This is a genomic window from Pseudomonas lutea (assembly GCF_000759445.1).
GTDB lineage: Bacteria > Pseudomonadota > Gammaproteobacteria > Pseudomonadales > Pseudomonadaceae > Aquipseudomonas > Aquipseudomonas lutea.
This window is the reverse complement of sequence record NZ_JRMB01000002.1, coordinates 1,741,936-1,768,504: the sequence shown is the minus strand read 5'-3', so window position 1 is coordinate 1,768,504 and position 26,569 is coordinate 1,741,936. Positions and strand designations below refer to the sequence as shown.

The window sequence follows — 26,569 nt, the reverse complement described above, 5'->3', positions numbered from 1 at the left end:
TCAAGGATGACTGTTTGGTCCAGGCGCTCCCTTGTGTATCCTCCGCGAACGTTCAAGGCCACCAATTATAAGAATCGCCATGACCCCCAGCTCCGAAGCCCCGGCAGACTCCCTGGCGACACGACGTGTCATCAGCAGGCAGTTTGCAACCCAGCTTGCCGTCGAGCGCACCCGTCTTCTCTATCAAGGCTCATTGCTGCCGACGCTTTTCATGTTCATCAACGGTTTGCTCTGCGCGTGGTTGCTCTGGAGTCCGGAGCGATATGTGTTGGTTGCCGTGTGGCTGGGATGGCTGTCGGTCCTGGTGTCCTTGCGCGTGCTTCAGGTTGCGGCATTCAGGTCGGCGTCGCTTGAGCGACGCTCGCAGCCGCTCTGGAATCGAATGTTTCTGGCTGGCGCCTGTGTAAGTGGCTTCACGCTGTCCACTGCTGCGCTCGTGTTGGTGCCAGCGCCAAGCCTGGCTCAGCAAGCGTGGTTGTTCGGCCTGCTCGGCGCAGCCACGCTGTCGGCCAGCGTGGCCTACGCGGTGAGCATCCCCGCATTCCTGACCTTCACGTTGCCCTGCCTGCTGCCGCCCATTGTTTATCTGTTCCTGGCAGGCGACCCACACCTTCACGGATGGGGATGGCTGGGATTGATCCTGTTATTGGCGCTGATTGTCGTGGCCGGTCAGGTCAATCGATTGATCGAGCGCGGTTTGATCCGCCGATTCCAGAACGTCGCCCTGATTGAGCACCTTCAGCAGGCCCAAGCCAGAAGTGACGAGCTCAACCGTGAGCTGACGCGCCAATATGAAGAGCGCACGCGCTACCTGACTCATTACGACGAGCTGACAGGCCTGGCCAACCGGGCACTTTTTAACGAACGATTGCGTGAGGCCAATCAGCGGGCACGTCAGGGTGGGCGCACATTGGCCCTGCTGCATATCAATCTGGATCGGTTCAAGTTGCTCAACGCCAGCCTGGGTCACGATATCGCCGACCAATTGCTGCGCCTCGTCGCCCGTCGGCTGAATGCCCAAGTGGCAGGGGCCGATACGGTGGCGCGCTTGTCCGCAGACGAGTTCGCCGTGCTCTTCGACAGCCACGGCAACCTGACCGCCCTGGCGCGTATTACGACGCGTCTGCTCGCCAAGCTGCGCTCGCCGATATCGGTCTCGGGCCATGAACTGGTCGTCAGCGCCTCCATAGGGATCGCTTTGCTGCCGGGTTCCGCCCGGGACATATCCGCGCTGGTCAGCCAGGCAAACATGGCAATGCAGCACGCCAAGCATCTGGGTGGCGATAACTTTCAGTTTTTTAGCGACAGCCTTGAGGCCCACACCCCCGGTCGGCTGGAGCTGGAAATCCAACTGCGCCGAGCGATTGCAGAAGGGCAACTGGAGGTTTTTTACCAGCCCAAGCTGGAGCTCCACAGCGGACGCCTGAACTCAGCGGAAGCGCTGGTGCGGTGGCGTCACCCAGAGCGTGGTCTGATCTCTCCCGGGGAGTTCATCGGCTTGGCTGAAGAGACCGGGTTGATCGCCAATATTGGAGAGTTTGTGCTGCGAAAAGCCTGTCATCAGGCCTGCGAATGGCAGCGTAAAGGGTTCGCTGCCATCAGGGTGTCGGTCAACCTGTCGGTGCATCAGATGCGCCAGGGCAAGTTAGTCAGTCTGGTGCGGCAGGTGCTCGAAGAAACAGGGCTTGCGCCCGAATACCTCGAGCTTGAGTTGACCGAGAGTCAGCTGCTTGAAAGTGTCGAGCACATCATCACCACGTTTCAGCAGTTGCGTGCCCTCGGCGTGAAGTTGGCCATCGACGACTTCGGCACCGGTTATTCCTCGTTGAGTTATCTGAAACGTTTCCCGGTGCACTACGTGAAGATCGACCAGGCCTTTATCCGCGGTTTGAATGAGGGTGCCGAAGACGCAGCCATTACGAAGGCGATTATTGCGATGGCCCACAGTCTGGACCTCAAGGTGGTGGCCGAAGGTGTGGAGGACTGCGAGCAACTGGAATTCTTGCGGACCCACGGTTGCGATGAAGTACAAGGCTACTTGATCAGTCGGCCGGTGGAGGCGGACGTCATGGGTGAAATCCTGCGCAGTCGTCTGACTGAAGCCTGGAGTCCCGTACGAAAAGCCCTACACTATAAAGCGACCTGACCCTCGACCAAGATCGGTCAACCTCGGCGAGATCGTTTAGCTGTGCGGTTTGCAGGTCATGTAGTATAACTACAAGAAAGCTACAGCCCGGCCCATCCTTCACTTGAGTCCTGCCCTTTGAATCTGTTGCAGCACATCGCCCAGTCACGCCATCTCTTGCGCAAGTCGGAGTTGAAAGTAGCCGACCACGTGCTGCTCGATCCGGCGGCCGTGATGCACAGCTCCATGGCCGATCTGGCCCATGCAGTCGGCATCAGCGAGCCGACCATCGTGCGTTTTTGCCGTGCCATTGGCTGTACCGGTTTTCAGGACCTGAAGCTCAAGCTTGCGCAGAGCCTTGCCGCTGGTGCCAGCTTCGGCCAGTTCGCCATTCATGAAGACGACTCGGTCGCTGATTACAGCCTGAAGATTTTCGATACCACGCTGCACACACTGATGGAAGTACGCGAGAAGCTCGACCCTCATGCGCTGCAGGCGGCGGTGACAGTAATGGCAGCCGCGCACAGGGTCGAGTTCTACGGGTTCGGGGCATCTGGCGCGGTCGCCGCAGACGCTCAGCACAAGTTCTTTCGGTTACTCCTGACGGCAGCGTCCTACTCTGATCCGCACATGCAGGCAATGTCGGCGGTCACGCTCAAGCCCACAGACGTTGCTGTGTGCATCTCGCAATCCGGACGCTCGAAAGACCTGCTGATCACCGCCAATCTGGTGCGTGAAAGCGGCGCCAATCTGATCACTCTGTGCCCTAGCCAGACGCCCCTGGCCGAGTTGTCCACGGTCAACCTCGCGATTGACGTGCACGAAGACACCGAAATCTACACGCCTCTCACCTCGCGAATCGCGCATCTGGTGGTCATTGATGTCCTGGCGATGGGCGTGGCAATGGCGCGCGGGCCTAGCCTGGTCAATCACCTGAAAAGCGTGAAGCGCAGCTTGCGCAGCCTGCGGTTGTCGCCCAAGTCGATCAAGTCGTCCGAGGACTGAGTCAACGCCTGCCCAGCGTTGAAACATTCACCAAGCTGTAACGCTTCCGACGCCTGATCGTCACCGCTCGACGCCACTCTGTACTCCCGCACACGAATGGGAGACAGGATATGCCTCGGCACTACGATGACTCGCACCAGCACAGCACCTCCAGCAGCAAGACTCGCCGCCAGCAGGAAGACCAGCGCCGCATGGCGTTTCGGCGGGCAATCGAGAGCCACTCCGAAGAGCGCCGTTTGAACCAGGAACTCTCCGACTACCTGGATGGTGCGTCTGCTCATTTCTGGCAGGGCGTTAGCGCTTCGGAAGGTGGCCATCAAAGCGCGCGACCAGCTCGCTGATCTGCGTACGCTCCGTCCGGATGAAATCCAGGAACGCATGAGCGACCGGTGACAGACGTTTATCCCGGGCTTGCACGACGCACCAACTTCGATACAGCGGCAATTCGGCCACTGGCAGCTCGATCAGCATGCCGGTGGCCAATTCCAGGCTCAGCGCATGACGTGTCAGTAGCGCAACGCCCAGCCCCGCCACCACGCATTCACGCTGCGCCTCGGCCGACGACACCTCCAGGGTGTCCTCGAAATGAATGCGCTTTTCCTTGAAGTATTCCTCGCACGCTTTCCGTGTGCCCGAGCCCTGTTCGCGTACCACCAATGTTGCCGCCTCAAGGTCCTTCAGCGAGAGACCCGGCGACAAGGTGAGCGGATGATCAGGACGAGCCACGGCGACAATGGGGTTGTTCAGAAAGGGCAAGAATTCCAGTCCCATGTCTTGGGGGACCATCGACATCACCACTAGATCATCACGGTTGTCCGAGAGGCGCCGTATCACTTGAGCCCGGTTGACGACGGTAAGATTGAGCATCACCTCCGGGAATCTGCGCTTGAATGCTGCGAACAGGTGGGGAACGAAGTACTTGGCACTGGATTCGATCGCCAGCTTAAGTTGCCCCTGCAGCGAGCCCTGCATGTCCGACAGTTGCATGTCGAGATTTTCCAGCCGGCCGAAGATGTCCCGGCTGGCCAGTTGCAGTGCCTCTGCCGCTTGTGTGAGATAGAGCTTCTTCCCCACGTACTCAAATAGCGGCTGGCCCACGCATTCCTCAAGCTGGCGAATCTGCAGGCTCACAGCCGGCTGTGTCAGCGACATCTCTTCGGCGGCCCGGCTGTACGAGCGTAGGTCGCACACCTCGTTGAAAATGCGCAGCTGGCGCAATGTCATGCGCATCAATGACTTACGCATATTTTTCCCATTCTCGGCAGACTAATACTTGCAACTATAAGGTTTTACTTATGGTTCACCCAATTTTTACTCATTTTTGTTAATTGATGATCCGTCATAGGGTGGCTTCACCCGCATTGCAATACGCGGTAACGGAATGTCATGCGGCATGGGCCAGACCTCTGGTCCATCCGCTAATCGGTCGAGGAAATTCCAGTGATAAAAAAAATCCTGATCGCAAACCGGGGGGAAATCGCGGTCCGAATCGTGCGCGCCTGCGCCGAGATGGGCATCCGCTCAGTGGCGATCTACTCGGAAGCCGACCGGCATGCGCTCCACGTGAAGCGCGCGGACGAAGCCTATGGCATCGGCTCGGAGCCGCTTGAAGGCTATTTGAACCCGCGCAAGTTGGTGAACCTCGCGGTAGAAACCGGCTGCGATGCTTTGCACCCTGGCTATGGATTCTTATCGGAGAACGCAGAGCTGGCAGAAATCTGCGCAGAGCGAGGGATTAAATTCATCGGCCCGTCCGCTGAAGTCATTCGGCGCATGGGGGATAAAACCGAAGCCCGCCGCAGCATGATCAAGGCTGGCGTCCCGGTTACCCCGGGTACTGAAGGCAACGTCGCTGACATCGCTGAAGCGTTGATTGAGGGTGACCGCATCGGTTATCCGGTCATGCTCAAGGCCACCTCGGGTGGGGGCGGTCGTGGCATTCGTCGCTGCAACAGTCGGGAAGAACTCGAGCAGGCATTTCCGCGGGTTATTTCCGAGGCCACCAAGGCGTTTGGCAAGGCCGAAGTCTTTCTCGAAAAGTGCATCGTCAACCCCAAGCACATCGAGGCGCAGATTCTCGGCGACAGCTTTGGCAACGTCGTGCATCTGTTCGAGCGCGACTGCTCCATCCAACGCCGCAACCAGAAGCTCATCGAAATCGCCCCCAGCCCTCAACTGACACCCGAGCAACGTGCCTACATCGGCGATCTGTCCGTGCGTGCAGCCAAGGCGGTGGGCTACGAGAACGCCGGCACCGTGGAGTTTCTGCTCGCCGAGGGCGAGGTGTACTTCATGGAGATGAATACCCGGGTTCAGGTCGAGCACACGATCACCGAGGAAATCACCGGGATCGACATTGTGCGCGAGCAGATTCGGATCGCCTCCGGGCTGCCGCTGTCGGTCAAACAGGAAGACATCATCCATCGCGGTTTCGCGTTGCAGTTCCGGATCAACGCAGAGGACCCGAAAAACGGTTTTCTGCCGAGCTTCGGCAAAATCACCCGGTACTACGCGCCGGGCGGCCCTGGTGTGCGAACGGATACGGCTATCTATACCGGCTACACCATTCCACCGTATTACGACTCGATGTGCCTGAAGCTGATTGTCTGGGCGCTGACCTGGGAGGAAGCGATGGACCGTGGCCTGCGGGCGCTCGATGACATGCGTTTGCAGGGCGTTAAGACCACGGCCGCGTACTACCAGGAAATCCTGCGCAACCCGGAATTTCGCAGCGGGCAGTTCAACACCAGCTTTGTTGAAAGCCACCCCGAGCTGACTAATTACTCGATCAAGCGCAAGCCTGAAGAGCTCGCCCTGGCCATCGCCGCCGCCATTGCCGCCCATGCGGGCTTATGAACACGTTAGCTGCAAGCGACAAGTGGCAAGCTGCAAGAAAGAGCGCGATCGGCTTTTGCTTGAGGCTTGCAGCTTGGCGCTTGCAGCTCTGAGGAAATAAAAATGACCAAGAAGATCCATGTCACCGACACCATTCTGCGCGACGCCCATCAGTCCCTGCTGGCTACCCGTATGCGCACCGAGGACATGCTGCCGATCTGCGACAAGCTCGACAAGGTCGGCTATTGGTCGCTGGAAGTGTGGGGCGGTGCAACGTTCGATGCCTGCGTGCGCTTCCTGAAAGAAGATCCATGGGAGCGCCTGCGTCAGTTGCGCGCTGCGCTGCCCAATACGCGCCTGCAGATGCTGCTTCGCGGTCAGAACCTGTTGGGGTATCGCCATTATAGCGACGACGTCGTCAAGGCATTCGTCGCCAAGGCTGCAGAGAACGGTATCGACGTTTTTCGCATCTTCGACGCCATGAACGACGTGCGAAATCTGCGCGTTGCGGTTGAGGCAGTGAAGGCTTCCGGCAAACACGCGCAGGGCACCATTGCGTACACCACTAGCCCGGTGCACACCATCGGCGCGTTTGTGGCGCAGGCCAAGGAGATGGAGGCGATGGGCTGTGATTCTGTCGCGATCAAGGACATGGCGGGTCTGCTGACCCCGTATGCGACGGGTGAGCTGGTCAAGGCACTGAAGGCCGAGCAATCGCTGCCGGTGTTCATTCACTCTCACGACACCGCAGGCCTGGCCGCGATGTGCCAGCTCAAGGCAGTGGAAAACGGTGCGGATCATATTGATACCGCCATCTCCAGTTTTGCCTGGGGCACCAGTCACCCGGGCACCGAATCCATGGTGGCGGCGCTCAAAGGGAGCGAGTTCGACACCGGCCTGGATCTGGAACTGCTGCAGGAAATCGGCTTGTACTTCTACGCCGTGCGTAAGAAGTATCACCAGTTCGAGAGCGAATTCACTGCGGTCGACACCAGGGTGCAAGTCAACCAGGTGCCGGGAGGCATGATTTCCAACCTCGCCAACCAGCTCAAAGAGCAGGGCGCATTGAACCGCATGGCTGAAGTGCTGGCGGAAATTCCACGGGTGCGCAAAGACCTGGGTTACCCGCCCCTGGTGACCCCGACTTCGCAGATCGTCGGTACCCAGGCGTTTTTCAACGTGCTGGCAGGAGAGCGTTATAAAACCATCACCAATGAAGTGAAGCTTTATCTCACCGGAGGGTATGGCAAGGCGCCGGGGCAAGTGGACGAGACGCTGCGTCGGCAGGCCATCGGTAATGAAGAGCTGATCGATGTGCGCCCTGCCGATCTGCTCAAGCCGGAGATGACTAAGCTGCGCGGCGAGATCGGTGCATTGGCCGCCACCGAAGAAGACGTGCTGACGTATGCCATGTTCCCGGATATCGGGCGCAAGTTTCTCGAAGAACGCGCCGCAGGCACCCTGGCCCCAGAGCCGTTGCTGCCCATCCCCGAGCCGGGCGCGGTGACCAAGGCGGGCGGCGAGGGCGTACCGACTGAGTTCGTGATCGATGTCCACGGCGAAAGCTACCGCGTCGACATCACCGGTGTGGGCGTCAAAGCCGAGGGCAAGCGTCACTTTTATCTGTCGATCGACGGCATGCCGGAAGAAGTGGTGTTCGAGCCGCTCAACGAATTCGTCGGCACGGGCATCGGCAAGCGTGCTCAAGCCAGCAAACCGGGGCATGTGAGCACGACCATGCCAGGCAATATTGTTGACGTGCTGGTGAAAGAAGGCGACAGCGTGCGTGCGGGACAGGCTGTGCTGATTACCGAAGCGATGAAGATGGAAACCGAAGTGCAGGCAGCGGTTGCCGGCAAGGTTGTGGCGATTCATGTGGCCAAGGGTGATCGCGTGAACCCGGGCGAAATTTTGGTCGAGATTGAAGGCTGACTTTTCGTTGAAAGAACAACCTGCCGCGCACAGATGCGGCAGGCTGAACAGTTACCTCTGGGGGAGCTCTCGTGGCTCCTCTTTTTTTGCTTCATGTTCACGCTGGGTGAGCAGCAGCTGTCACTTTTTATAGTGTTTCTGGAAGACATGCAGGATGTCTTTGAACGTAGCCTTACCTCTGCCGATCAAGAACATTTTCTCTTCCTGAAGGTAGCTGAGCTTGACGTAAAGCAAAGTGCCCTTGGCCTTGTCTGCAGAGTTCAGGCCGTCAATGGCTTTCTTGAGCGTGGCGAGCTGATCAGGGGCGCCAAGAAGAGTTGACCAATCCGGTGCCGGGATCAATTTGCCCAAAAAGTCGGCGACGCTTGAAAGCAGCTCGTTGGCGGGAAATACCCCCGAGAATCGGGCTTTTGGTGTGTATGGGCTGATGCCCATGTAGAGGTGCGGGAGGCTTTTGATCGTCGATTCGACACCGCGCGTTTGATGGTTTAGCAGGAATTCAATGACCTGCACCGCCGTGCCGACAATCGCCAACGACTGGACGCCAACCGCAGTTTCGGTGAAAAGATAGTGACCGTTGGAACCGGCGACGGCTTTCTTGAGCAATCCTCGATCAGCGATCACGCTTCCGTACTTACCGCTGCTAAGGACGGGAGCCGGTACGCGCCATGGGTTTTCAGGGGTTTTCTGGGCATTAAGGGTTTGCATGTCGTCTTCCTTGAATGGTTAGGGTGTCCACTTCCTGTGAACACGCTTGACGATAGCCTGAGCTTTTTGTGCCTGTGAGAGTCACGCAGCGTTTTCGGACGTTTCCTACTCAGTCAGGGGCTGGCTACGCAGGTCTTCCAGCTTCCGCACCTGCTGGCCGTTGTCGAAGTTATCCACACCCAGCCATGCGCCGAATGCCCGCTCCACGTTTGGCCACTCGCTGTCGATGATCGAGTACCACGCGGTGTTTCGGTTCTGTCCCTTGGAGACCGCATGCTGGCGGAACGTCCCCTCGAACGTGAAGCCGAAGCGCTCTGCCGCGCGCTTGGAGCGGGCGTTGTCGGCGTTGCACTTCCACTCCAGCCGGCGATTACCCAGCGCGAAGGATTCCCTGGCCAGCAGATAAACCGCTTCCGTCGCTTTGGGCGTGCGCTGCATGGAAGCGCCGAAGGTTACGTGGCCAATCTCAATGCGGCCTGCGCTCGGCACAATGGACATCAGGGCAAGAAAGCCGTCGATGTTGCCCGTCTGTTGATCGACGACGGTGTAGAACCACGGGTCTACCGAGCCTTCCAGCCCTGCGAGATAGTCATCGAATGCGTTGCGCTCAGGAAACGGCCCCACGAACAAGTAATCCCACAGCCTGGGGTCAGCTGCCGGACCTTCCAGCGCTTCCCATAACCCATCGCCATGGCGGGCGGCGCTCAGTTTTTCCAGGCGAATAAAGCGCCCTTGCAGCGTGCGAGTGTCAGGCAGTTTGGCTGATTGCCAATGGTCGAGGTCCGACATGTCGAGAACTCCTGATGCTACAGCGGTTTGCGAAATTGGATGAAGCCCGGGCGCTCAGCGATACGCTCATAGAGCTGAATGGCGGTGGCGTTGGTTTCGTGGGTGAGCCAGTGAACCTTGTCGGCACCGTCCCGCTTGGCCGTTGCGTACACGTACTCGATCAGCCTGCGGCCGACGCCCGTGCCACGCTGGTCCGGCGCGACCAGCAGATCCTGCAGGTAGCACGCGTTGCTGATGCTCCAGTTTGAACGGTGATAGATGAAATGCACCATGCCCACCGCTTTGCCGTCCTGCCAGGCAAGAGCAGCATGGGTGGGTTCGTTGTCATCCAGAAAGCGCTGCCAGGTAGTCTGGCTGACCGTCTCCGGCAGCGTCGTTTTGTAGAAGCTCAGGTAGGTCGTCCACAAGGGCAGCCAGACGTCGTGATCATCGGCGGTTATAGGGCGGATATCGAGGTCAGACACGCGGCGTTCCTTGGCTCATCAATTGAGCAATGTGTTGATCGGAGGGGTTTGGGCTCTGCGCCAGCCCTTTGCTGACGCCGGCAATGTCTTCGGCGCTGCGGTTCTGGTTGAGCTTGCGCTTGCCTTCCAGCCGGGCAATGGGGAGTGCGAAGCCGACAATTCCGTTGAGCATCTTTTCGATGTAATCAGCGGGCGCGTCACTGACGGCCCATGGCTCGGCGCGGCTGGCTTCATGTTTTTCGGTGAGCCCGCTGACAATTTGCAACAACCGCTCGTGATCGGTGAACACTTCAGCCTGACCATAGGCGTGCACCGCCAGGTAGTTCCAGGTCGGCACCACTTTGCCGTGCTCGGCTTTGGCCGGGTAGAACGAAGGGCTGATATACGCATCGGCGCCGCTGAAGATCACCATAACCTCAGCGCCTTCCTGCACATCCCGCCACTGAGGGTTGGCCTTTGCGAAGTGCCCATACAACGTTCCGTTATCCCCCTCATCAGGACGCAGAAGCAAAGGCAAATGGCTGGCTTGCAACCCTTGCGACCCTGAAGTCACGACCATGGCCAGCCGCGAGCCTTCTATCTGGGCGTGCAGGACGGGCAATTCGTTTTCTTTGAAATGAGCAGGTAGGTACATGAGCTTTTCCTTGGCGGCTGGCTCAATACTAGGCACGCTATTGGTCAGATAAAAGGACCATTACCCGTCCATTAAGTAGGACCAATTCATGCAAGTTCCCGTTCTTTCCTTAGCGTTCGACTTCGCCGGTGTTCAACTCGACCCAAGGCAGGGCTTGAGCCGTCAGCTGTATCAGGCGCTTCGCCAGCGAGTGCTGGATGGCAGGCTGGAGAGCGGTATGCGCCTGCCTGCCAGTCGTGATCTGGCTTCGGCGTTGGGTATATCGCGCAATAGCGTCATGCGCGCCTACGATCAGTTACTCGCCGAGGGGTTCATTGAGGGACGAGTTGGTGACGGCACGTATGTGGCGCAACTTGACAAGGATACGAAGCATGAAAAGAAACTATCCACAAAGTTGTCCACAGGGTTAACCACAAGCTTACCCACAGGTTTATCCACATCCAGACCGTTTTTAGCGCCCGATCCGGATAACGCAGTTATCCCCAAGCCCGGAATTCAGCGGCTGAACCTCCACCATCTGAGCGCGGTGAAAACGGGCGCTCCGAGGGCGTTTCGTGTCGGATTGCCGGCCGTTGATCTATTCCCGTTTGCTGTGTGGGGCAAGCTGCAAGCGGCTTTTTGGCGCCGGCCTGATCTTCATCGATTAGGTTACGGAGACCCTGCAGGAGAGAGGTCTTTACGGGAGCTGATTGCGGTTTATCTCAAAACCTCTCGCGGGTTGCACTGCTCGGCTGAGCAAATAGTGATCACCAGCGGCGCGCAGCAGGCGATTACCCTTTGTGCACAGCTGCTGTTGACGCCGGGCGATGCGGTGGCAGTTGAAAATCCGGGGTATCGTGCTGCGGGCCATGCGTTTGGTATAGCGGGCGCCACGTTGCGCGGAGTCTGCGTCGATAATGAAGGCATGTGCTGCCGGGAGCTTGATGGCACCAATTGCACGCTTGCTTACGTCACGCCTTCGCACCAATACCCGACGGGGGTCACGATGAGCCTGAGCCGCCGTCTGGAATTACTGGCCTGGGCGGCGCGCACGGGTGGCTGGATCGTTGAAGATGACTACGACGGAGAATACCGTTACAGCGGCGCGCCACTCGCACCCTTGGCCGCTCTCGATAAGCATGGGCGTGTTCTTTATGTGGGCACCTTCGGCAAGGTCGCATTTCCTGCGTTACGTCTGGGCTACCTGGTGCTCCCGCGGGAGCTGGTCGAGCCTTTTAGCCGGCGCCGTGCGGTCGATATGCGGCATTCAGAGGTTGCCACACAGGCGGTCATGGCTGAGTTCATCGCGGCCGGACATTTTCAGCGGCATATTCGCCGCATGCGCCGCGCTTCGCTCAGCAGGCGCAATGCGCTGCTCGCCGCCTGGCCAGACGATATTCCCGGATGCGGCCCGATGCCAACGCCCGTTGCGGGGCTGCACGTCGCGGTTAAGGTGGACTGCATGGCGCGGGAGCGACAATTAATAACGCTCGCGGAAAGTGTGGGCGTCGAGATCAACCCACTCAGCGATTACTGGTTGCCCGACTCTGCTACCCCGATGGATCAAAGAGCGGGCCTGGTGCTTGGGTTTGCGGCGGTGCCGGAGCCAGATATCGCATCAGCGTTAATGCGACTGCGTGGGGTATGGCCAACGTGATCGCGATGAGGCACGGGAAGATAGATGGCACGTTATCAGGCTGGCACCGGCGTATAATCGCCCGCATTGCAATCCTTCTTCCGAGATACCTCATGAGCCTTCCTCTATCCCTGGCGCCGCAGCGCAAGCTGGGCGCGCCGTTGATCGCCTTCTTTTTGTTGGTGGTCGGTGCACTGTTTCTACAATCTGCCGTGGGTGGCAGGCAAGTGTTGTTGCTGATCGTAGGCGCAGCGCTGGGTCTGACGCTTTATCACGCTGCCTTTGGTTTCACGTCCGCATGGCGGGTGTTCATCAATGAGCGGCGCGGCGCCGGCCTGCGCGCGCAGATGGTGATGTTGGCGGTTGCGGTCGTGTTGTTCTTTCCCGCATTGGGTGCAGGCACCCTGTTTGGAACGCCGGTGACCGGTCTGGTCGCCCCGGCGGGAGTGTCTGTTGTCTTCGGCGCGTTCATCTTCGGCATCGGCATGCAAATGGGTGGCGGCTGCGCGTCCGGCACGCTGTTTACCGTCGGTGGGGGAAACGCGCGGATGCTCGTGACCTTGCTGTTCTTCATCATCGGTTCGCTGATCGCGACTCACCATGTCGACTGGTGGTTCTCGTTGCCATCGTTTCCGGCGACGTCCATCGTGAAAAGTTTTGGGGTGATCCCCGCATTGCTCATCAGCCTGGCGCTGTTTGCAACTATCGCCTGGGTCACCGTCAGGCTTGAAAAGCGTCGGCATGGCGATCTGGAAGCTGCTGTCTCGAGCGAACACGTTGGTGTGCGGCGCTTTTTGCGCGGTCCGTGGCCTCTGGTGTGGGGAGCGGTGGCACTCGCGCTGCTCAACTACGCCACGTTGGTATTGGCCGGTCGGCCGTGGGGTATTACCGCAGCGTTCGCACTCTGGGGTGCAAAGGTGGCCGGTGGTCTGGGTGTTGATGTGGCGAGCTGGCCGTTCTGGCAGATGCCGGCAAACGCCAAGGCATTGGCAGCGCCAGTCTGGGAAGACATCACCACCGTCATGGACATCGGCATCATGCTGGGTGCCGCATTGGCGGCAGGCCTTGCAGGACGATTCGCCCCAAGCTTGAAAATCCCGGCGCGCTCGCTGATGGCCGCTGTCATTGGTGGTTTGTTGCTGGGCTACGGTTCGCGGCTGGCGTACGGCTGCAACATCGGCGCCTACTTCAGCGGTATTGCTTCGGGTAGCGTGCATGGATGGTTGTGGCTGATCGCTGCCTTCGCCGGCAACGCGGTGGGTGTGCGCATCCGCCCGTTCTTCTTTGAAGGCGAGCGGCGCCCCACTGTTTTGACAGGGTGCTGATCGAGCCCGCACCCAAAAGGAGAAATCGCGCTAGCTTGCGACGCTGAGCGTCTGGTCATTTTCAGGCCAGACACTCCTTGCCCCCAAGCAAGCGCATCGGCGCTGCGTTTAACCGGCCAGTTGCTCTTTCGCCACTTTGGCGATGTTCTGCGCAGTAAAACCGTACTTCGCTTGCAGCTTGTCGATCGGAGCGGATGCCCCGAAGGTGTTCATCACGACTTTGGCGCCGGTCTGACCGACATAGCGATCCCAGCCCACCGGGCCCGCTTGCTCTACCACTACTCGTGCGGTGACAGAAGGTGGCAGCACGCTGTCACGATAGGCCTTGTCCTGATCTTCAAACAGCTCCCAGCTCGGCATGGACACGACCCGTGCGGCAATGCCCTGCGCCTTGAGCGTCTCGAATGCTTCGACGGTCATGCCGACTTCGCTGCCGGTAGCAATCAGGATAACGTCCACCTTCCCGGCGACCGCATCGGCAAGCACATAAGCGCCCTTGGTAAGGCCCTCGGCGCTGGCGTATTTCGAGCGATCGAGCGTTGGCAATGGCTGACGCGACAGCACCAGACAGGAAGGTCTGCTGGTCTGGGCCAGTGCGACTTTCCAGGCCTGCGCCGTTTCATTGGCATCACCCGGACGGATTGTCAGCACACCTGGAGTAGCCCGCAGCTGGGTCAACTGCTCAATGGGCTGGTGCGTCGGACCGTCTTCTCCCACGCCAATGGAGTCATGGGTGAAGACAAACACTACCGGCAATTCCATGATCGACGCCAAACGAATGGGCGGCTTCATGTAGTCGCTGAACACCAGAAACGTCGAGGTGTAGGGGCGGATATAGGACAGCGCCAAGCCGTTTGCGATGGAGCCCATGGCATGTTCGCGAATACCGAAATGCAGGTTACGCCCGCCGTAATTGCCCGCTTCGAAGCTGCCCGCTCCATCAAACGTCAGATTTGTCTTGGTCGAGGGCGAAAGGTCCGCCGAGCCGCCGATAAGCCACGGAATTTGTTCCGCGAAGGCATTCAGCACCTTCCCGCCAGACGCGCGGGAGGCGATGCCTTTTGGGTCCGCTTCAAAAGTCATTTGTTTGTTTTGCCAGCCTTCTGGCATTTCACCGGCACGCATGCGCTTGAGCTGATCGGCAAGCTCAGGCTGGTCCTTCTCGAATTGCTTGTAGGTCGCAAGCCAGGCGTCATACTCGCTGCCGCTACGTTCCAACAGCGCGTCGCGCAGGCAGTGGCGAGCGTCTTCCGGCACCAGGAAGCTGCTGTTTTCATCCCAGCCGTAAGCCTTTTTCGTCAGCTTGATTTCGTCATCGCCCAGGGGCTCGCCGTGTGCAGCTGCGGTGTTGTGTTTGTTGGGCGAGCCGAACCCAATGATGCTGTCGACCACAATCAGCGTTGGCGCGTCTTGGGTTTGCTGAAAGGTTTGAAGTGCATTCGCCAGGGCGGCGGCATCGTTGGCGTCTTTCACGTGGAGGATTTTCCAGCCGTACCCTTCGAAGCGTTTCTGCACGTCATCGCTGTAGGCGAGTTCAGTGTGGCCCTCGATGCTGATGGTGTTGTTGTCGTAGATCCAGCACAGATTCGACAGCTTGAGGTGCCCGGCAATCGATGCCGCCTCCGCCGTCACACCTTCCATCATGTCGCCATCGCCGCACAGGACGTAAACGTTGTAGTCGAACAGGGTCGCATCCGGCTTGTTGAAGTGCTCGCCCAGCCAGCGCTCGCCCATGGCCATGCCCACGCTGTTGGCGCAACCTTGCCCCAGCGGGCCGGTCGTGGTCTCCACTCCAGTGGTCATGCGGTATTCAGGGTGGCCCGGGGTCTTGGAGTCCATCTGGCGAAACTGCTTGATGTCCTCAACGCTCACGGCCGGCTTGCCCGACGGTTTCCCATGCTCATCGATTTCGATCACGCCGGCCAGGTGCAGCAGCGAATACAGCAGCATCGACGCGTGACCGACCGATAGCACGAAGCGGTCGCGGTTCGGCCAGTCGGGATGTTCAGGGTGATAACGGAGGAAGTCTTTCCACAGCGTGTAGCCGACCGGGGCCAACGCCATGGGCGTACCAGGGTGGCCAGAATTGGCTTTTTGCACCGCATCCATGGCCAAGGTACGAATCGTGTTGATGGTCAGTTGGTCGCGGTCGTTGTGCGGCGTGAAGGGACGCGCGGCGGCGGATCGTTCGGTGGAGTGAGAGTTGGCAGACGAGCTCATTAACGTTCTCCTCGTGACGGGTAGCTGAAACATCCAGATAGGTGTTGAGCCCCTGAAGGCTGTGATCGTTCCATGAACAATCTGTCAGGCGATCCGGTGGAGAAGCGATTCAGCTTCCGCCATTATCTGGTTACATATAGCCTGCTCCAGCAACGAACGAACTTGCCCAGACGCATTCGAAGCTTTGGGTCGAGCCTTTGCCGACTGATTCAACGTATTGCGATGGAGGTGGCTCTTGCAGGAAATGATCATCAAGAAGTACCGCGCCATGATCAGGACGTTTACCTACATTGGTTGGTCTCTGTTCTGGCTTTTGATTTGGGACGTGGTCGTCACTGTCGACTTCATGCTTTTTCTGGATCGCAAGATCACCTTGCCGTCCATGCCCCTGACCCTGCTGGGTTCGGCGCTGGTCGTGCTCACCAGCTTCCGTAACACCAGCGCTTACAACCGGTGGTGGGAGGCGCGCACGTTGTGGGGAGCGCTGGTCAACAACTCACGCAGCTTCGCACGACAAGTGCTGACATTCATTGATGACGGGGACGGGCTGAACCCGGTCAAGGCAGCACTTTTGCGCCGGCACGTCGCCTATGTTGAATGCCTGTCAGCTCATCTGAAGGGCAACGATTGTGGCGAACACGTCACCGCCATGATTTCCCGCGAAGAGTATGAGCGGCGTACACGCACCAATAACTTTCCCAACGCGATCCTTAATGAATCTGCGGCGATCATTGCGCAGGAGTACAAGGCGGGGCGTCTGGACAGCATCCGGCTGGAGCGACTGGAGGCGACCTTGGTGGAGCTGTCCAATAACCAGGGCGGGATGGAGCGTATCGCCAATACGCCGTTGCCCTATCCTTACGTGACGTTCCCGCGCCTGTTCATCACGCTGTTTTGCATCATCGTGCCTATCGGGCTGGTGGAAACGCTGGGATGGTTCACGCCGTTGGCATCGACCGTGGTCGGTTTCATGCTGCTGGCCATCGAGAAGATCGGCACCGACCTGCAAAGCCCTTTCAAGGCCTCCGAGCATGAGATCCAGATGAAAGCGCTGTGCGAAAACATCTCGGGCAATCTGAACTCGATGCTGCAGGACGCGATAGAAAAGCGGCCGGTGGAGGCTGTTTATCCGTAATAAGCGAGTAACCGTTGGCATGAGCCGCATCAAGGATTGATACGGCTCTGCGGGAGCGCCACTCTAGTCCACCCGAGAGCTGAGCCCTTAGCGCAACTCCCCACAGATATCGAGCTCGACCCAACGGCGCACTTCATCCCCATCCAGCCCGGTGCCGAGCAGCGCGTGCAGCTTGCCGAAAGCCGCCTCACGGGTCATGCCGCCACCTGACAGCACGCCGACACTGCGCAACCGGCTGCCAGCCTCATAAACATCCAGCTCTACGCCGCCTTCGTGGCACTGGGTGATAGCGACCACGACGACGCCTTGCTGCCGCGCCCGTTGCAGGCTGGCGAGAAAATCGGCGTTATCGCTGGGGCCTGTACCGTTGCCGAAGCACTCCAGCACCAGACCCTGTATGCCGCTGTCGATCAAACCGTCGAGCTGTGCCGCGCCAATGCCGGGGAACAGTGGCAGGACGGCAACATTCGCCAGATCCTTTGGCTGGCGATAATCGAGAGCAGCGGGCAGAGCCGGTGCCACCTTGCCGCCGCGAGCGCGGTTGAGCGCAGCAAATGGATTACGGCCAAAGCTTCGAATCTTGGCGCAACGCGTCGGCTCCAGCAGTTCGCCGTGGAAATACAGATGCACGCCCGCAGCGAGTCCACTCCCAAGCACCTGCAGAGCGCCGGTGACGTTTTCCCAGGCATCGCTGTCGGGTACGCCCGCGGGCAGCATGGACCCTGTGAAAACCACAGGCGCATGCAAGCCCGACAGCTGAAAGCTCATGGCCGCTGCGCTGTACGCCAGCGTGTCGGTGCCGTGCAGAACCAGCACCCCGTCGCACCCGGTGATGTCGACGGCATCGACCACCGCTTCGCGCAAACGCTGCCAATAGGCAGGGGTCATATTGGCGCTGTCGATCAAGGGAGACATTTCACGGAATGTCCACTGCGGTACGTGCACATTCGGCTGTGCAGTAAGTTGCGCAGCCATTCGGGCTTCAAAGCCGGAAGCAGGGGCAAGACCGTTTTCGCTGGCCTGCATCCCGATGGTTCCACCGGTATACAAGACCATCACATGGCTGGCGGATACGTGGTTTGCGCTGTTCATGCCTGTCTCCCCGAGATCGACGTTCAAATAATCAAGGCGCGTCTACGACGGGCTTGCCACTGATCGCTGTGGCGGTTGCCGCAGGCTGAGCGGTACCAGGCTTGGGCCAGGCCTGCAGGTCCAAATCCAGGTCAGGGAACTGGCTGGAGTCGAACACTGGCGTCTTGATGCCGGCTTTACGCTGAGCATCGTAGTCGTTCAATACCCGCAGCGCGATTTTGAACAGCATCGCCAACGCGATCAGGTTAACGAACGCCAGCAGGGTCATGGTGATGTCGGCAAACGCGAACACCGTCCCCAGATCTTCGACCGCACCCCATAGAATGAGCGCGAGCACCAGCACACGGTAGCCGAAAATCGCTTTGCGGTTTTCGCCCAGCAGGAAGCGCAGGCTGTTTTCACCCAGATAGTAGTTGTAGAGAATCGACGTGAACACGAACAGTGCCAGTGCCACGCTGATGAACAACTTGCCCCAGTCACCCACAACGGCGGCCAAAGAGTTCTGCGTCAGGGCAATGCCGTCGCCCTCGAAACCCGGGGTATAGAACCCGGACAGCAGGATCAGCAGGGCGGTGCAGGTGCAGATGACGAAGGTATCGAGGAACACGCTGAACGCCTGGACGACGCCCTGTGCAACGGGATGCTCAACGTGCGCAACGGCTGCCACGTTTGGCGCGCTGCCCAGACCGGCTTCGTTGGCGAAGACGCCGCGTTTTACGCCCATCACGATGGCGCTGCCGATCAGCCCGCCAAACACTTCATCCATACCGAACGCGCTTTTGACGATGGTCATCAGCATGTGCGGCACGTGTTCGAACTGGACGCCGATGACGTACAGCGTGACCGCGATGTAAACCAGCGTTTTGATTGGCACCAGCAGGTCGGCCACTGCAGCGATGCGTTTGATGCCACCGACGAATACCAGCCCCAGCAGAATTGCCAGGCCAACACCGGCATAGCCCGGCGAAACCTTGAACGCATCGTTGAGCGAGTGAGTCACGGCGTGGGATTGCAGGCCGTTGAAGGCGAAACCGAACGTCACCAGCAGCAACACCGCCATGATCATCCCCAGCCAGCGCTTGCCCAGGCCGTGCTGAATGTAATACGAGGGGCCACCGCGGTATTGGCCTTCCGCGTCGCAGCGTTTGTAGAGTTGGCCGAGGGAGCATTCAAAAAAGCTGCTGGCCATGCCGACCAGAGCGGTGACCCACATCCAGAACACGGCACCGGGCCCACCCAGTGTCACAGCAATACCGACGCCTGCGATATTACCGGCACCCACGCGCCCGGCGAGGCTCAGCATCAGGGCTTGAAATGAGCTCAGTTGCCCCGCGCTGCTGCGCAGGCTGTCGCGGAACACTGAAAACATGTGAAAGAAGTGGCGGAACTGAACGAAACGCGAGCGAATGGTGAAATATCCACCGAGCCCTACAATGAGCACGATCAGTACTTTTCCCGAGAGGAAGTCGTTGATGACTTCAAGCATTGGTGTTTCCTCGCTTTCTTAGAGGGTGCGCACTATACCGGTGCGCGTTATTGGAGTCTTTATCCGGTTTGTTGCAAGCCGACGTAACGCAGGCAAAAAAAAGGGCCTGGAAGCATGTGCTTCCGGCCCTCAAAAGGGTGAGGGGTGTCTAGACCCTCAGCCTGGTGATCCTGTTGCAATTGACGCAGGGGCCGGAGATCAAGCCTTCAAAGGCACGAGTCTCGGCGCGATCATGTTCTCGGGTCGCAGGATGTCCGCCAGCATGACGTCATCAAGCAAGCCCTCTTCACGCACCAGCTCCAGCACACCGCGGCCTGTTTCGAGGGCGACGCGGGCAATGCGGGTGGCGTTTTCGTAACCGATGTAAGGGTTCAGCGCAGTGACGAGGCCGATGGAGTGCTCGACCAGCTCGCGGCAGCGCACTTCGTTGGCCGTGATGCCGACGATGCAATGCTCGCGCAGCATGTCCATGGCCCGTTGCAGCAAGCGGATCGAGTCGAAGATCTTGTAAGCGATCAGTGGCTCCATCACGTTCAGCTGCAGCTGTCCGCCTTCGGCGGCAATGGTCAGTGCCAGGTCATTGCCCATGATTTCGAAGGCGCACATGTTTACCGCCTCCGGGATCACCGGATTGACCTTGCCCGGCATGATCGAGCTGCCCGGCTGACGCGCAGGAAGATTGATTTCGTTGATCCCGGTGCGCGGGCCGCTGGAGAGCAGGCGCAGGTCGTTGCAAATCTTCGACAACTTGACCGCAGTGCGCTTGAGCATCCCGGAGAACAGCACGAAAGCGCCCATGTCTGACGTCGCTTCGATCAGGTCGGCGGCCGGTACCAGCGGCTGGCCGCTGATGGTCGCAAGGCGTTGCACGGCGAGGTGCTGATAGCCCGGGTCGGCGTTGATGCCGGTACCGATCGCGGTACCTCCCAGGTTGACTTCGGTCAGCAGCTCGGGCGCCAGAGTGCGCAGGCGGTTGAGGTCTTCGGTCAACGTCGTGGCGAAGGCGCGGAACTCCTGACCCAAGGTCATCGGAACGGCGTCTTGCAGCTGGGTTCGGCCCATCTTAAGTACATGATTGAACTCGTGGCCTTTGGCTGCGAATGCCTGAATGAGGCTATCGAGGCTGGCGAGCAACGAGTCGTGGCCCAGGAGCAGGCCCAGGCGGATGGCCGTCGGGTAGGCGTCGTTGGTGGACTGGGCCATGTTCACGTCGTTGTTGGGGTGCAAATAGTTGTATTCACCCTTGGCGTGGCCCATCGACTCCAGGGCGATGTTGGCGATGACTTCGTTGGCGTTCATGTTGGTGGACGTACCGGCGCCACCCTGGATCATGTCCACGACGAACTGGTCATGAAAATCGCCACGGATCAGCCGTGCGCACGCTTCGCTGATGCCCGCGTGCTTGTCGGCGCTCAAGTGCCCGAGTTGATGGTTTGCGTCTGCTGCAGCCTGCTTGACCATCGCCAGCGCTACGACCAGCTTCGGGTAATGCGAAAGCGGGACGCCAGACAGGCGGAAGTTATGCACTGCGCGCAGGGTCTGGATGCCGTAATACGCTTCAGCGGGGACTTCGAGAATGCCAAGCAAGTCTTTTTCGATGCGAAATGATGCAGCGGAGGACATGATAGAGAACGTCTCAAGATGGGCACGGACTGAGCCGGAACGCCGCTGATACTAGGCTTGAGGCTTATTCTGGACCAATGCTGTTAAACGCTGCCCTATGCACAAACGGCATAATGTCGATGTGACGACAGGGCAGTGGCAAGCGTATGAACCTTTAGGGAGGCCGCGCTTGCGCATTGCGGTCACGCAACTTTTCGCGCTGGAGAAATGATGAACCTTGAAAGCAAATGGCTGGAAGATTTCAGCGCTCTGGCGGCGACCCGCAGTTTCTCTCAGGCAGCGGAGCGCAGGTTCGTCACGCAGCCTGCTTTCAGTCGGCGCATTCGCAGCCTTGAGGCGGCGCTGGGGCTGACGCTGGTCAATCGCTCCCGAACGCCGATCGAGTTGACGGCGGCGGGGCAGTTATTCCTGGTCACCGCCCGTACCGTTGTCGATCAGCTGGGTGAGGTCCTGCGCCATCTGCACCATCTGGAAAGCGGGCAGGGCGAAGTCATGCAGATCGCAGCGGCCCATTCGCTGGCGCTGAGCTTCTTCCCTCGCTGGATTGCGCAGTTGCGCAACGAGGGGCTGAACATCGCCACGCGTCTTGTCGCCACCAACGTCGGCGACGCGGTGCATGCGCTGCGTGAAGGCGGCTGTGACCTGATGCTCGCGTTTTACGACCCCGATGCTGCCCTGCAGATGGACGCCGAGATATTCCCGTCGCTGCACCTGGGCATGACCGAAATGCTGCCGGTTTGCTCAACGGACGAGCAAGGTCAGTCCTTGTTCGATCTGGAAGGGGAGCAGAGCGTGCCGCTGCTGGCGTACAGCGCGGGCGCGTTTTTGGGCCGCTCGGTGAACCTGCTGCTGCGTCAACGCAGCGTGCGCTTCACCACGATCTATGAAACGGCCATGGCCGACAGCCTCAAAGGCATGGCGCTCCAGGGCTTGGGCATCGCGTGGGTGCCTCGATTGAGCGTGACGGCAGAGCTTGAGCGCGGTGAGCTGGTGATCTGTGGCGGCCCCCAATGGCACGTTCCGCTGGAAATACGGCTTTACCGCTGCGCGCTGGTTCGCAAGGCCAATGTGCGCCTGCTGTGGCGCAAGCTTGAAAGCAGCGGCACACCGCCTGCCGCTTGACCTCGGAGTCAGCAAATATGGGCTTCCCTCGCCCTGTTTCGTTGGCTGACAGGAGGTCGCCGGCAGTCTGTCAAACGAGACTCTTTGCGGTATACTCCGCGGCCTTCGGCCGGTTCGACTGGTCATAATTTGTACGACAAGCCACGCCGGTCCTCCCGCGTGGCTTGTTGTTTTTAGCCGCGCCTGCGGGCGCCCGATGAGAGGCACGACGATGAGCGCACTGGTTGGCGTGATCATGGGCTCCAAGTCCGATTGGTCCACCCTTAGCCACACCGCCGACATGCTTGAAAAGCTCGGCATTCCGTACGAAGTCAAAGTGGTCTCGGCGCACCGCACGCCCGATCTGCTGTTCAAGTACGCCGAAGAAGCCGAAGGCCGTGGCATCGAAGTGATCATCGCTGGCGCCGGCGGTGCTGCACACCTGCCAGGCATGTGCGCTGCCAAGACTCATCTGCCCGTTCTGGGTGTCCCGGTTCAGTCTTCCATGCTGTCGGGCGTTGATTCATTGCTCTCCATCGTGCAGATGCCGGCCGGCGTTCCGGTCGCGACTCTGGCCATCGGCAAAGCAGGCGCAATCAACGCCGCGCTCTTGTCAGCCAGTATCCTGGGCGCCAAGCACCCACACTTCCACGCAGTGCTGAAGAAATTCCGCGCTGAGCAGACAGACAGCGTTCTGGACAATCCAGACCCACGCGAGGCCTGAGGTTTTCATGAAGATCGGCGTAATCGGTGGCGGCCAGTTGGGTCGCATGTTGGCACTGGCGGGCACACCGCTTGGAATGAACTTCGCCTTCCTGGATCCTGCCCCTGACGCTTGCGCCGCCGCGCTTGGCGAGCATTTGCGCGCAGATTACGGCGACCAGGATCACCTGCGCCAACTCGCCGATGAGGTCGATCTGGTCACCTTCGAATTCGAAAGCGTGCCCGCTGAAACTGTCGCTTTTTTGTCGCAGTTCGTCCCGGTCTATCCAAGTGCCGAGGCGCTGCGCATCGCCCGCGATCGCTGGTTCGAAAAAAGCATGTTCAAGGACCTTGGCATTCCAACGCCAGCGTTCGCTGATATCCAGTCCCAGGCAGACCTCGACGCCGCAGTCGCCACCATTGGTCTGCCTGCCGTGCTGAAGACCCGCACGCTGGGCTATGACGGCAAAGGGCAGAAAGTGCTGCGCACGCCCGAAGACGTGGTCAACACCTTCGCCGAGCTGGGCAGCGTGCCGTGCCTGCTGGAGGGGTTTGTACCGTTTACCGGTGAAGTGTCGCTGATCGCCGTGCGCGCTCGCGATGGCGAGACACGCTTCTATCCGCTGGTTCACAACACCCACGACAGCGGCATCCTGCGCCTGTCCATCGCCAGCACTGACCATCCGCTTCAGGCGCTGGCGGAAGATTACGCCGGGCGCGTGCTCAAGCAGCTGGATTACGTAGGCGTTCTGGCGTTTGAATTCTTCGAAGTCGACGGCGGGCTGAAAGCCAACGAGATTGCGCCGCGCGTGCACAACTCCGGCCACTGGACCACCGAAGGCGCCGAGTGCAGCCAGTTCGAGAACCATCTTCGGGCCGTTGCCGGATTGCCTCTGGGCTCGACCGCAAAAGTAGGCGAAAGCGCGATGATCAACTTCATCGGCGAAGTGCCTGCAGTTGCCGGGGTCATCTCCGTAGAAGACTGCCATCTGCATCATTATGGCAAAGCCTTCAAGGCCGGGCGCAAGGTTGGCCATGCCACGGTGCGCAGCAACGATCGCGCAACGCTGGATCGCCAGGTGAAGAAGGTCGAGGCGCTGATCAAAAACTGATCAGCGTGTTGCTCTGACGGGTGGGTGCCTGGCGCCGCAAAGCTGTATCCGGCCCCACTCTTCGCACATCCGTTGAACCATTCTTCGCGGGCACCCCTCTCATAGCGTGTTGCCAATTGCCAGCTAGGCTTTTGGCATATTCATTCAAACAGAGGGACATGGCATGGGAATCATCGGAACCATCTTCATCGGGCTGATCGTAGGTCTGCTGGCGCGCTTTCTGAAGCCTGGCGACGACAGCATGGGCTGGATCATGACCATCCTGCTCGGCATCTGTGGCTCGCTGGCCGCTACCTACGGTGGTCAGGCGCTGGGTATCTACCGCGCGGGCGAGGGTGCAGGTTTCCTCGGTGCGCTCGTCGGCGCGATCATCCTGCTGGTGATCTACGGCATGATTAAAAAGCGTTAAGCACGCCTGGCCCTCTGCGCTATTGCTGCGCGGAGGGCTAGAATGCCCGGCACTTATTTCCTCCCGCCGAGCATCTCCAATGCGTCATCTCCTCTTCGTTTCACTGCTGCTGGTCTGCGGACTGGTACGCGCCGCTGAATTGCCTGAAACCGACTGGCTCGAACTGATGCCGAAGTCGGATCAGAAAGCCCTCGAAGCCATGCCCGAAATCGATCACAACTCTCCGGAAGGTCAGGGGACGTTCGACAGCAAGGGCGGCTTGAAACAGAGCAAGGGCTTGCCCGCCGTCATGTACTCCACCAAAACCGTTGCGTCGATGAACGACAAGACGATTCGGCTGGGAGGGTATCCGGTTCCCCTGGAGACCGATGCCAAAGGCCACAGCACGTTGTTCTTCCTTGTGCCCTATCCGGGTGCCTGCATTCACGTGCCACCGCCGCCGCCTAACCAATTGGTCCTGGTGCGCTATCCGAAAGGCCTGAAAATCACCGACATCTATGCGCCGTTGTGGGTGATCGGGACGTTGAAGGTGGAGAAGGTGAGTAATGATCTGGCGGACGCCGCCTACGCTCTGGATGCGTCCAAAGTGCGTGTGGTGGTTGAAGCGGATTTGTAGGCGCAATTAGCTGTTGGCGCATTCCCTCTAGGAGCGCGCTTGCCCGCGATGCGGTTTGTCTGACACCTCAATGGTGTCTAACTCAAGGCAATCGCGGGCAAGCGCGCTCCTACAATTCCGGGCGAATGGCTCAGGCTTCTGTCAGCGGCTCGGCCCAGATGCTCACGCTCAGCGCGTGCATATCCCCCGGCTTGAGGGTCACCACATCAGTCATGACATTGGCCGTCTCAACGCAGACCATGCTGCGCCAGCCATCAGGCTGCATATCGTCGAAGGTCTTGGTTTTGTCGACCCAGGGGTTCCAGATAATCGCCGAGTGCGACCCGGTCGTTTGAATCTGAATCCGGCGTTTCCATTGCGGATCGACAACTGAAATCAGGTCCGGCGTGCCCTGATAAATACGGTCGGTCTCGCCGGTGAAAGTGATGTCTCCCACCTGGACGTTCTGCGTCTCCCAACTCTCAAGTGTGTTCAGGTATTGAACCCCGTCGAGACCTTCGACGCTGACCTGCGCAACATCGCTGACAGCAAAATAGCTGTGCAGCGCCTGGCTCAACGTGACGTCTTCAGTGCCAGCATTGAAGCTGACCAGACTGACATTCAGCGCAGCATCAAGCCGGATCTGCAGCTTCAGCCCTACAGTGTGCGGCCAGCCGGGCAGGTGGCCCTCGGCTTGCGGCTGACTGAATTCGACGATCAGTGCATCGCCGTCCTCACCCATCCCCATCAGCTCCCAGTCAATGGCCCGCACTTCACCGTGGGCTTTCGCAGCCTCATCACTCTGGCGCATGGCCTGGACACTTTGCGGATTGCGCTGGAAATTGCCAAACCAGGGCCAGCAGATCGGCATACCGCCACGAATGGGCTTGCCGGTTTTGAACAGCGCGCCAGGGTTTGACCAGATCAGAGGCTCATCGCCGTCGACCTGATAACTGATGATGTGCGCGCCTTGCTGGGCAACGACCAGTTCGGCCGCACCATGGCGGATGCGCCAGCAATTCAGTTCACCGAGCTGGATGGATTCAACGTTTGGCGTAGGCATGGGGGTTCTCACTCGAAGGACAGTGACTTAATCGGACTGCGCCAAGCTTGATGAGTTTATTGCGCAAAGCCAAGGGCAAGCGCACTGGCGCGCCTGCCCTGGTTTGATGATCAGCGCCGGGCGGGTACTGAACGGGTCCGGCCACTGCCGTCAATGGCCACGAAGACGAACACCGCCTCAGTCACTTTGCGCCATTCGCTGGACAGTGGATCGTCGCTCCACACCTCGACCATCATCTGAATCGAACTGCGGCCGATTTCCAGGGTTTGGGTATAGAACGACAATTGCGCCCCCACCGCGACGGGCACCAGGAATGCCATCCGGTCGATGGCAACAGTGGCCACGCGCCCACCGGCCACTTTGCTCGCCATGGCAGTGCCAGCGAGGTCCATCTGGGAAACCAGCCAGCCGCCGAAAATATCGCCAAAACCGTTGGTTTCACGGGGTAGAGCGGTAATTTGCAAGGCAAGATCGCCTTGCGGGATTGGATCTTCTTGTTCGAGCTCAATCATTACTGGGTTCCTCTGACCCTGCAGACCCTGTGAAAACTACTGGGCTCGACAATACTGCGTTAAAAGCAGGCGGAAAATGCTCATTTA

The 26,569-nt window shown here is 59.4% G+C and carries 24 protein-coding genes; 13 read left to right on the top strand and 11 right to left on the bottom strand.

What is annotated here, in order from left to right; translation table 11 throughout:
- The first annotated feature begins 79 nt into the window (after positions 1-79).
- From LT42_RS20055 to LT42_RS25425, 3 genes are all read left to right on the top strand, one after another.
- Positions 80-2,146, top strand: a complete 2,067-nt coding sequence (locus tag LT42_RS20055; protein WP_052075338.1) for a putative bifunctional diguanylate cyclase/phosphodiesterase — start codon at positions 80-82, stop codon at positions 2,144-2,146.
- Positions 2,147-2,263: 117 nt separating this feature from the next.
- Positions 2,264-3,130: a transcriptional regulator HexR gene (gene hexR / locus LT42_RS20050; RefSeq protein WP_037016839.1), complete on the top strand. Its 867-nt coding sequence runs from the start codon at positions 2,264-2,266 to the stop codon at positions 3,128-3,130.
- Between the two features lie 110 nt (positions 3,131-3,240).
- On the top strand, positions 3,241-3,471 hold the full coding sequence (locus tag LT42_RS25425) for a PA3496 family putative envelope integrity protein (RefSeq protein WP_081955424.1): 231 nt from the start codon (positions 3,241-3,243) through the stop codon (positions 3,469-3,471).
- On the opposite strand, the gene LT42_RS20040 is transcribed toward LT42_RS25425, so the two are convergent.
- Positions 3,425-4,375: a LysR family transcriptional regulator gene (locus LT42_RS20040; protein WP_037016834.1), complete on the bottom strand. Its 951-nt coding sequence runs from the start codon at positions 4,373-4,375 to the stop codon at positions 3,425-3,427. The two genes, LT42_RS25425 and LT42_RS20040, sit on opposite strands and share 47 nt — an antisense overlap.
- Before the next feature lie 195 nt (positions 4,376-4,570).
- Here LT42_RS20040 and LT42_RS20035 point away from each other — a divergent pair, with 195 nt between their 5' ends.
- Both LT42_RS20035 and oadA read left to right on the top strand, forming a co-directional pair.
- Entirely contained in the window at positions 4,571-5,986 is a 1,416-nt protein-coding gene (locus LT42_RS20035; protein ID WP_037016831.1) for an acetyl-CoA carboxylase biotin carboxylase subunit, read from the top strand.
- A gap of 102 nt (positions 5,987-6,088) precedes the next feature.
- Complete coding sequence (gene oadA / locus LT42_RS20030) at positions 6,089-7,897, top strand: sodium-extruding oxaloacetate decarboxylase subunit alpha (protein ID WP_037016828.1); 1,809 nt, start codon at positions 6,089-6,091, stop codon at positions 7,895-7,897.
- Between the two features lie 120 nt (positions 7,898-8,017).
- Here the strand turns inward: oadA and LT42_RS20025 are convergent, their stop codons facing one another.
- The 4 genes from LT42_RS20025 to LT42_RS20010 all read right to left on the bottom strand — a co-directional run bounded on the left by LT42_RS20025 (position 8,018) and on the right by LT42_RS20010 (position 10,492).
- Entirely contained in the window at positions 8,018-8,605 is a 588-nt protein-coding gene (locus tag LT42_RS20025) for a hypothetical protein (protein WP_037016825.1), read from the bottom strand.
- A 105-nt stretch (positions 8,606-8,710) separates the two neighbouring features.
- On the bottom strand, positions 8,711-9,394 hold the full coding sequence (locus LT42_RS20020) for a GNAT family N-acetyltransferase (RefSeq protein WP_037016822.1): 684 nt from the start codon (positions 9,392-9,394) through the stop codon (positions 8,711-8,713).
- Positions 9,395-9,411: 17 nt separating this feature from the next.
- Complete coding sequence (locus tag LT42_RS20015) at positions 9,412-9,858, bottom strand: GNAT family N-acetyltransferase (RefSeq protein ID WP_037016819.1); 447 nt, start codon at positions 9,856-9,858, stop codon at positions 9,412-9,414.
- Positions 9,851-10,492 carry an FMN-binding negative transcriptional regulator gene (locus LT42_RS20010; protein ID WP_037016816.1) on the bottom strand — a complete coding sequence of 214 codons (642 nt, stop codon included), beginning with the start codon at positions 10,490-10,492 and terminating at the stop codon, positions 9,851-9,853. The genes LT42_RS20015 and LT42_RS20010 overlap by 8 nt, the downstream gene beginning before the upstream one ends.
- 88 nt (positions 10,493-10,580) lie before the next feature.
- On the opposite strand from LT42_RS20010, the gene pdxR reads away from it, so the two are divergent.
- Together pdxR and LT42_RS20000 are read left to right on the top strand one after the other, a co-directional pair.
- Positions 10,581-12,128, top strand: coding sequence for a MocR-like pyridoxine biosynthesis transcription factor PdxR (gene pdxR, locus LT42_RS20005; protein ID WP_037016814.1), 1,548 nt, complete (start codon positions 10,581-10,583; stop codon positions 12,126-12,128).
- Positions 12,129-12,220: 92 nt separating this feature from the next.
- Entirely contained in the window at positions 12,221-13,432 is a 1,212-nt protein-coding gene (locus tag LT42_RS20000; RefSeq protein WP_037016812.1) for a YeeE/YedE family protein, read from the top strand.
- Positions 13,433-13,540: 108 nt separating this feature from the next.
- On the opposite strand, the gene tkt is transcribed toward LT42_RS20000, so the two are convergent.
- A complete protein-coding gene (tkt, locus tag LT42_RS19995) occupies positions 13,541-15,652 on the bottom strand; it encodes a transketolase (protein WP_081955423.1) in 2,112 nt (703 codons plus the stop codon).
- A gap of 235 nt (positions 15,653-15,887) precedes the next feature.
- Here tkt and LT42_RS19990 point away from each other — a divergent pair, with 235 nt between their 5' ends.
- Positions 15,888-16,787 (top strand): bestrophin family protein, encoded by a 900-nt coding sequence (locus LT42_RS19990; protein WP_037016809.1) that lies wholly within the window; start codon positions 15,888-15,890, stop codon positions 16,785-16,787.
- Positions 16,788-16,874: 87 nt separating this feature from the next.
- On the opposite strand, the gene LT42_RS19985 is transcribed toward LT42_RS19990, so the two are convergent.
- From LT42_RS19985 to LT42_RS19975, 3 genes are all read right to left on the bottom strand, one after another.
- A complete protein-coding gene (locus LT42_RS19985) occupies positions 16,875-17,879 on the bottom strand; it encodes an asparaginase (RefSeq protein ID WP_037016807.1) in 1,005 nt (334 codons plus the stop codon).
- Between the two features lie 31 nt (positions 17,880-17,910).
- Positions 17,911-19,365, bottom strand: coding sequence for an alanine/glycine:cation symporter family protein (locus tag LT42_RS19980; protein ID WP_037016805.1), 1,455 nt, complete (start codon positions 19,363-19,365; stop codon positions 17,911-17,913).
- 198 nt (positions 19,366-19,563) lie between these two features.
- Positions 19,564-20,988 (bottom strand): aspartate ammonia-lyase, encoded by a 1,425-nt coding sequence (locus LT42_RS19975; RefSeq protein ID WP_037016802.1) that lies wholly within the window; start codon positions 20,986-20,988, stop codon positions 19,564-19,566.
- A gap of 210 nt (positions 20,989-21,198) precedes the next feature.
- Here LT42_RS19975 and LT42_RS19970 point away from each other — a divergent pair, with 210 nt between their 5' ends.
- The 5 genes from LT42_RS19970 (at position 21,199) to LT42_RS19950 (ending at position 24,928) form a co-directional block, all read left to right on the top strand.
- Entirely contained in the window at positions 21,199-22,110 is a 912-nt protein-coding gene (locus LT42_RS19970) for a LysR substrate-binding domain-containing protein (RefSeq protein WP_037016799.1), read from the top strand.
- A gap of 211 nt (positions 22,111-22,321) precedes the next feature.
- Entirely contained in the window at positions 22,322-22,813 is a 492-nt protein-coding gene (purE, locus tag LT42_RS19965) for a 5-(carboxyamino)imidazole ribonucleotide mutase (RefSeq protein ID WP_037016796.1), read from the top strand.
- 7 nt (positions 22,814-22,820) lie between these two features.
- Positions 22,821-23,903 (top strand): 5-(carboxyamino)imidazole ribonucleotide synthase, encoded by a 1,083-nt coding sequence (locus tag LT42_RS19960; protein ID WP_037016793.1) that lies wholly within the window; start codon positions 22,821-22,823, stop codon positions 23,901-23,903.
- A gap of 163 nt (positions 23,904-24,066) precedes the next feature.
- Complete coding sequence (locus tag LT42_RS19955; RefSeq protein ID WP_037016790.1) at positions 24,067-24,312, top strand: GlsB/YeaQ/YmgE family stress response membrane protein; 246 nt, start codon at positions 24,067-24,069, stop codon at positions 24,310-24,312.
- Positions 24,313-24,391: 79 nt separating this feature from the next.
- A complete protein-coding gene (locus LT42_RS19950; RefSeq protein WP_037016787.1) occupies positions 24,392-24,928 on the top strand; it encodes a DUF3299 domain-containing protein in 537 nt (178 codons plus the stop codon).
- Between the two features lie 130 nt (positions 24,929-25,058).
- On the opposite strand, the gene LT42_RS19945 is transcribed toward LT42_RS19950, so the two are convergent.
- Together LT42_RS19945 and LT42_RS19940 are read right to left on the bottom strand one after the other, a co-directional pair.
- A complete protein-coding gene (locus LT42_RS19945; protein WP_037016784.1) occupies positions 25,059-25,970 on the bottom strand; it encodes a D-hexose-6-phosphate mutarotase in 912 nt (303 codons plus the stop codon).
- 110 nt (positions 25,971-26,080) lie between these two features.
- A complete protein-coding gene (locus LT42_RS19940) occupies positions 26,081-26,482 on the bottom strand; it encodes an acyl-CoA thioesterase (protein WP_037016781.1) in 402 nt (133 codons plus the stop codon).
- Between the last annotated feature and the right edge of the window lie 87 nt (positions 26,483-26,569).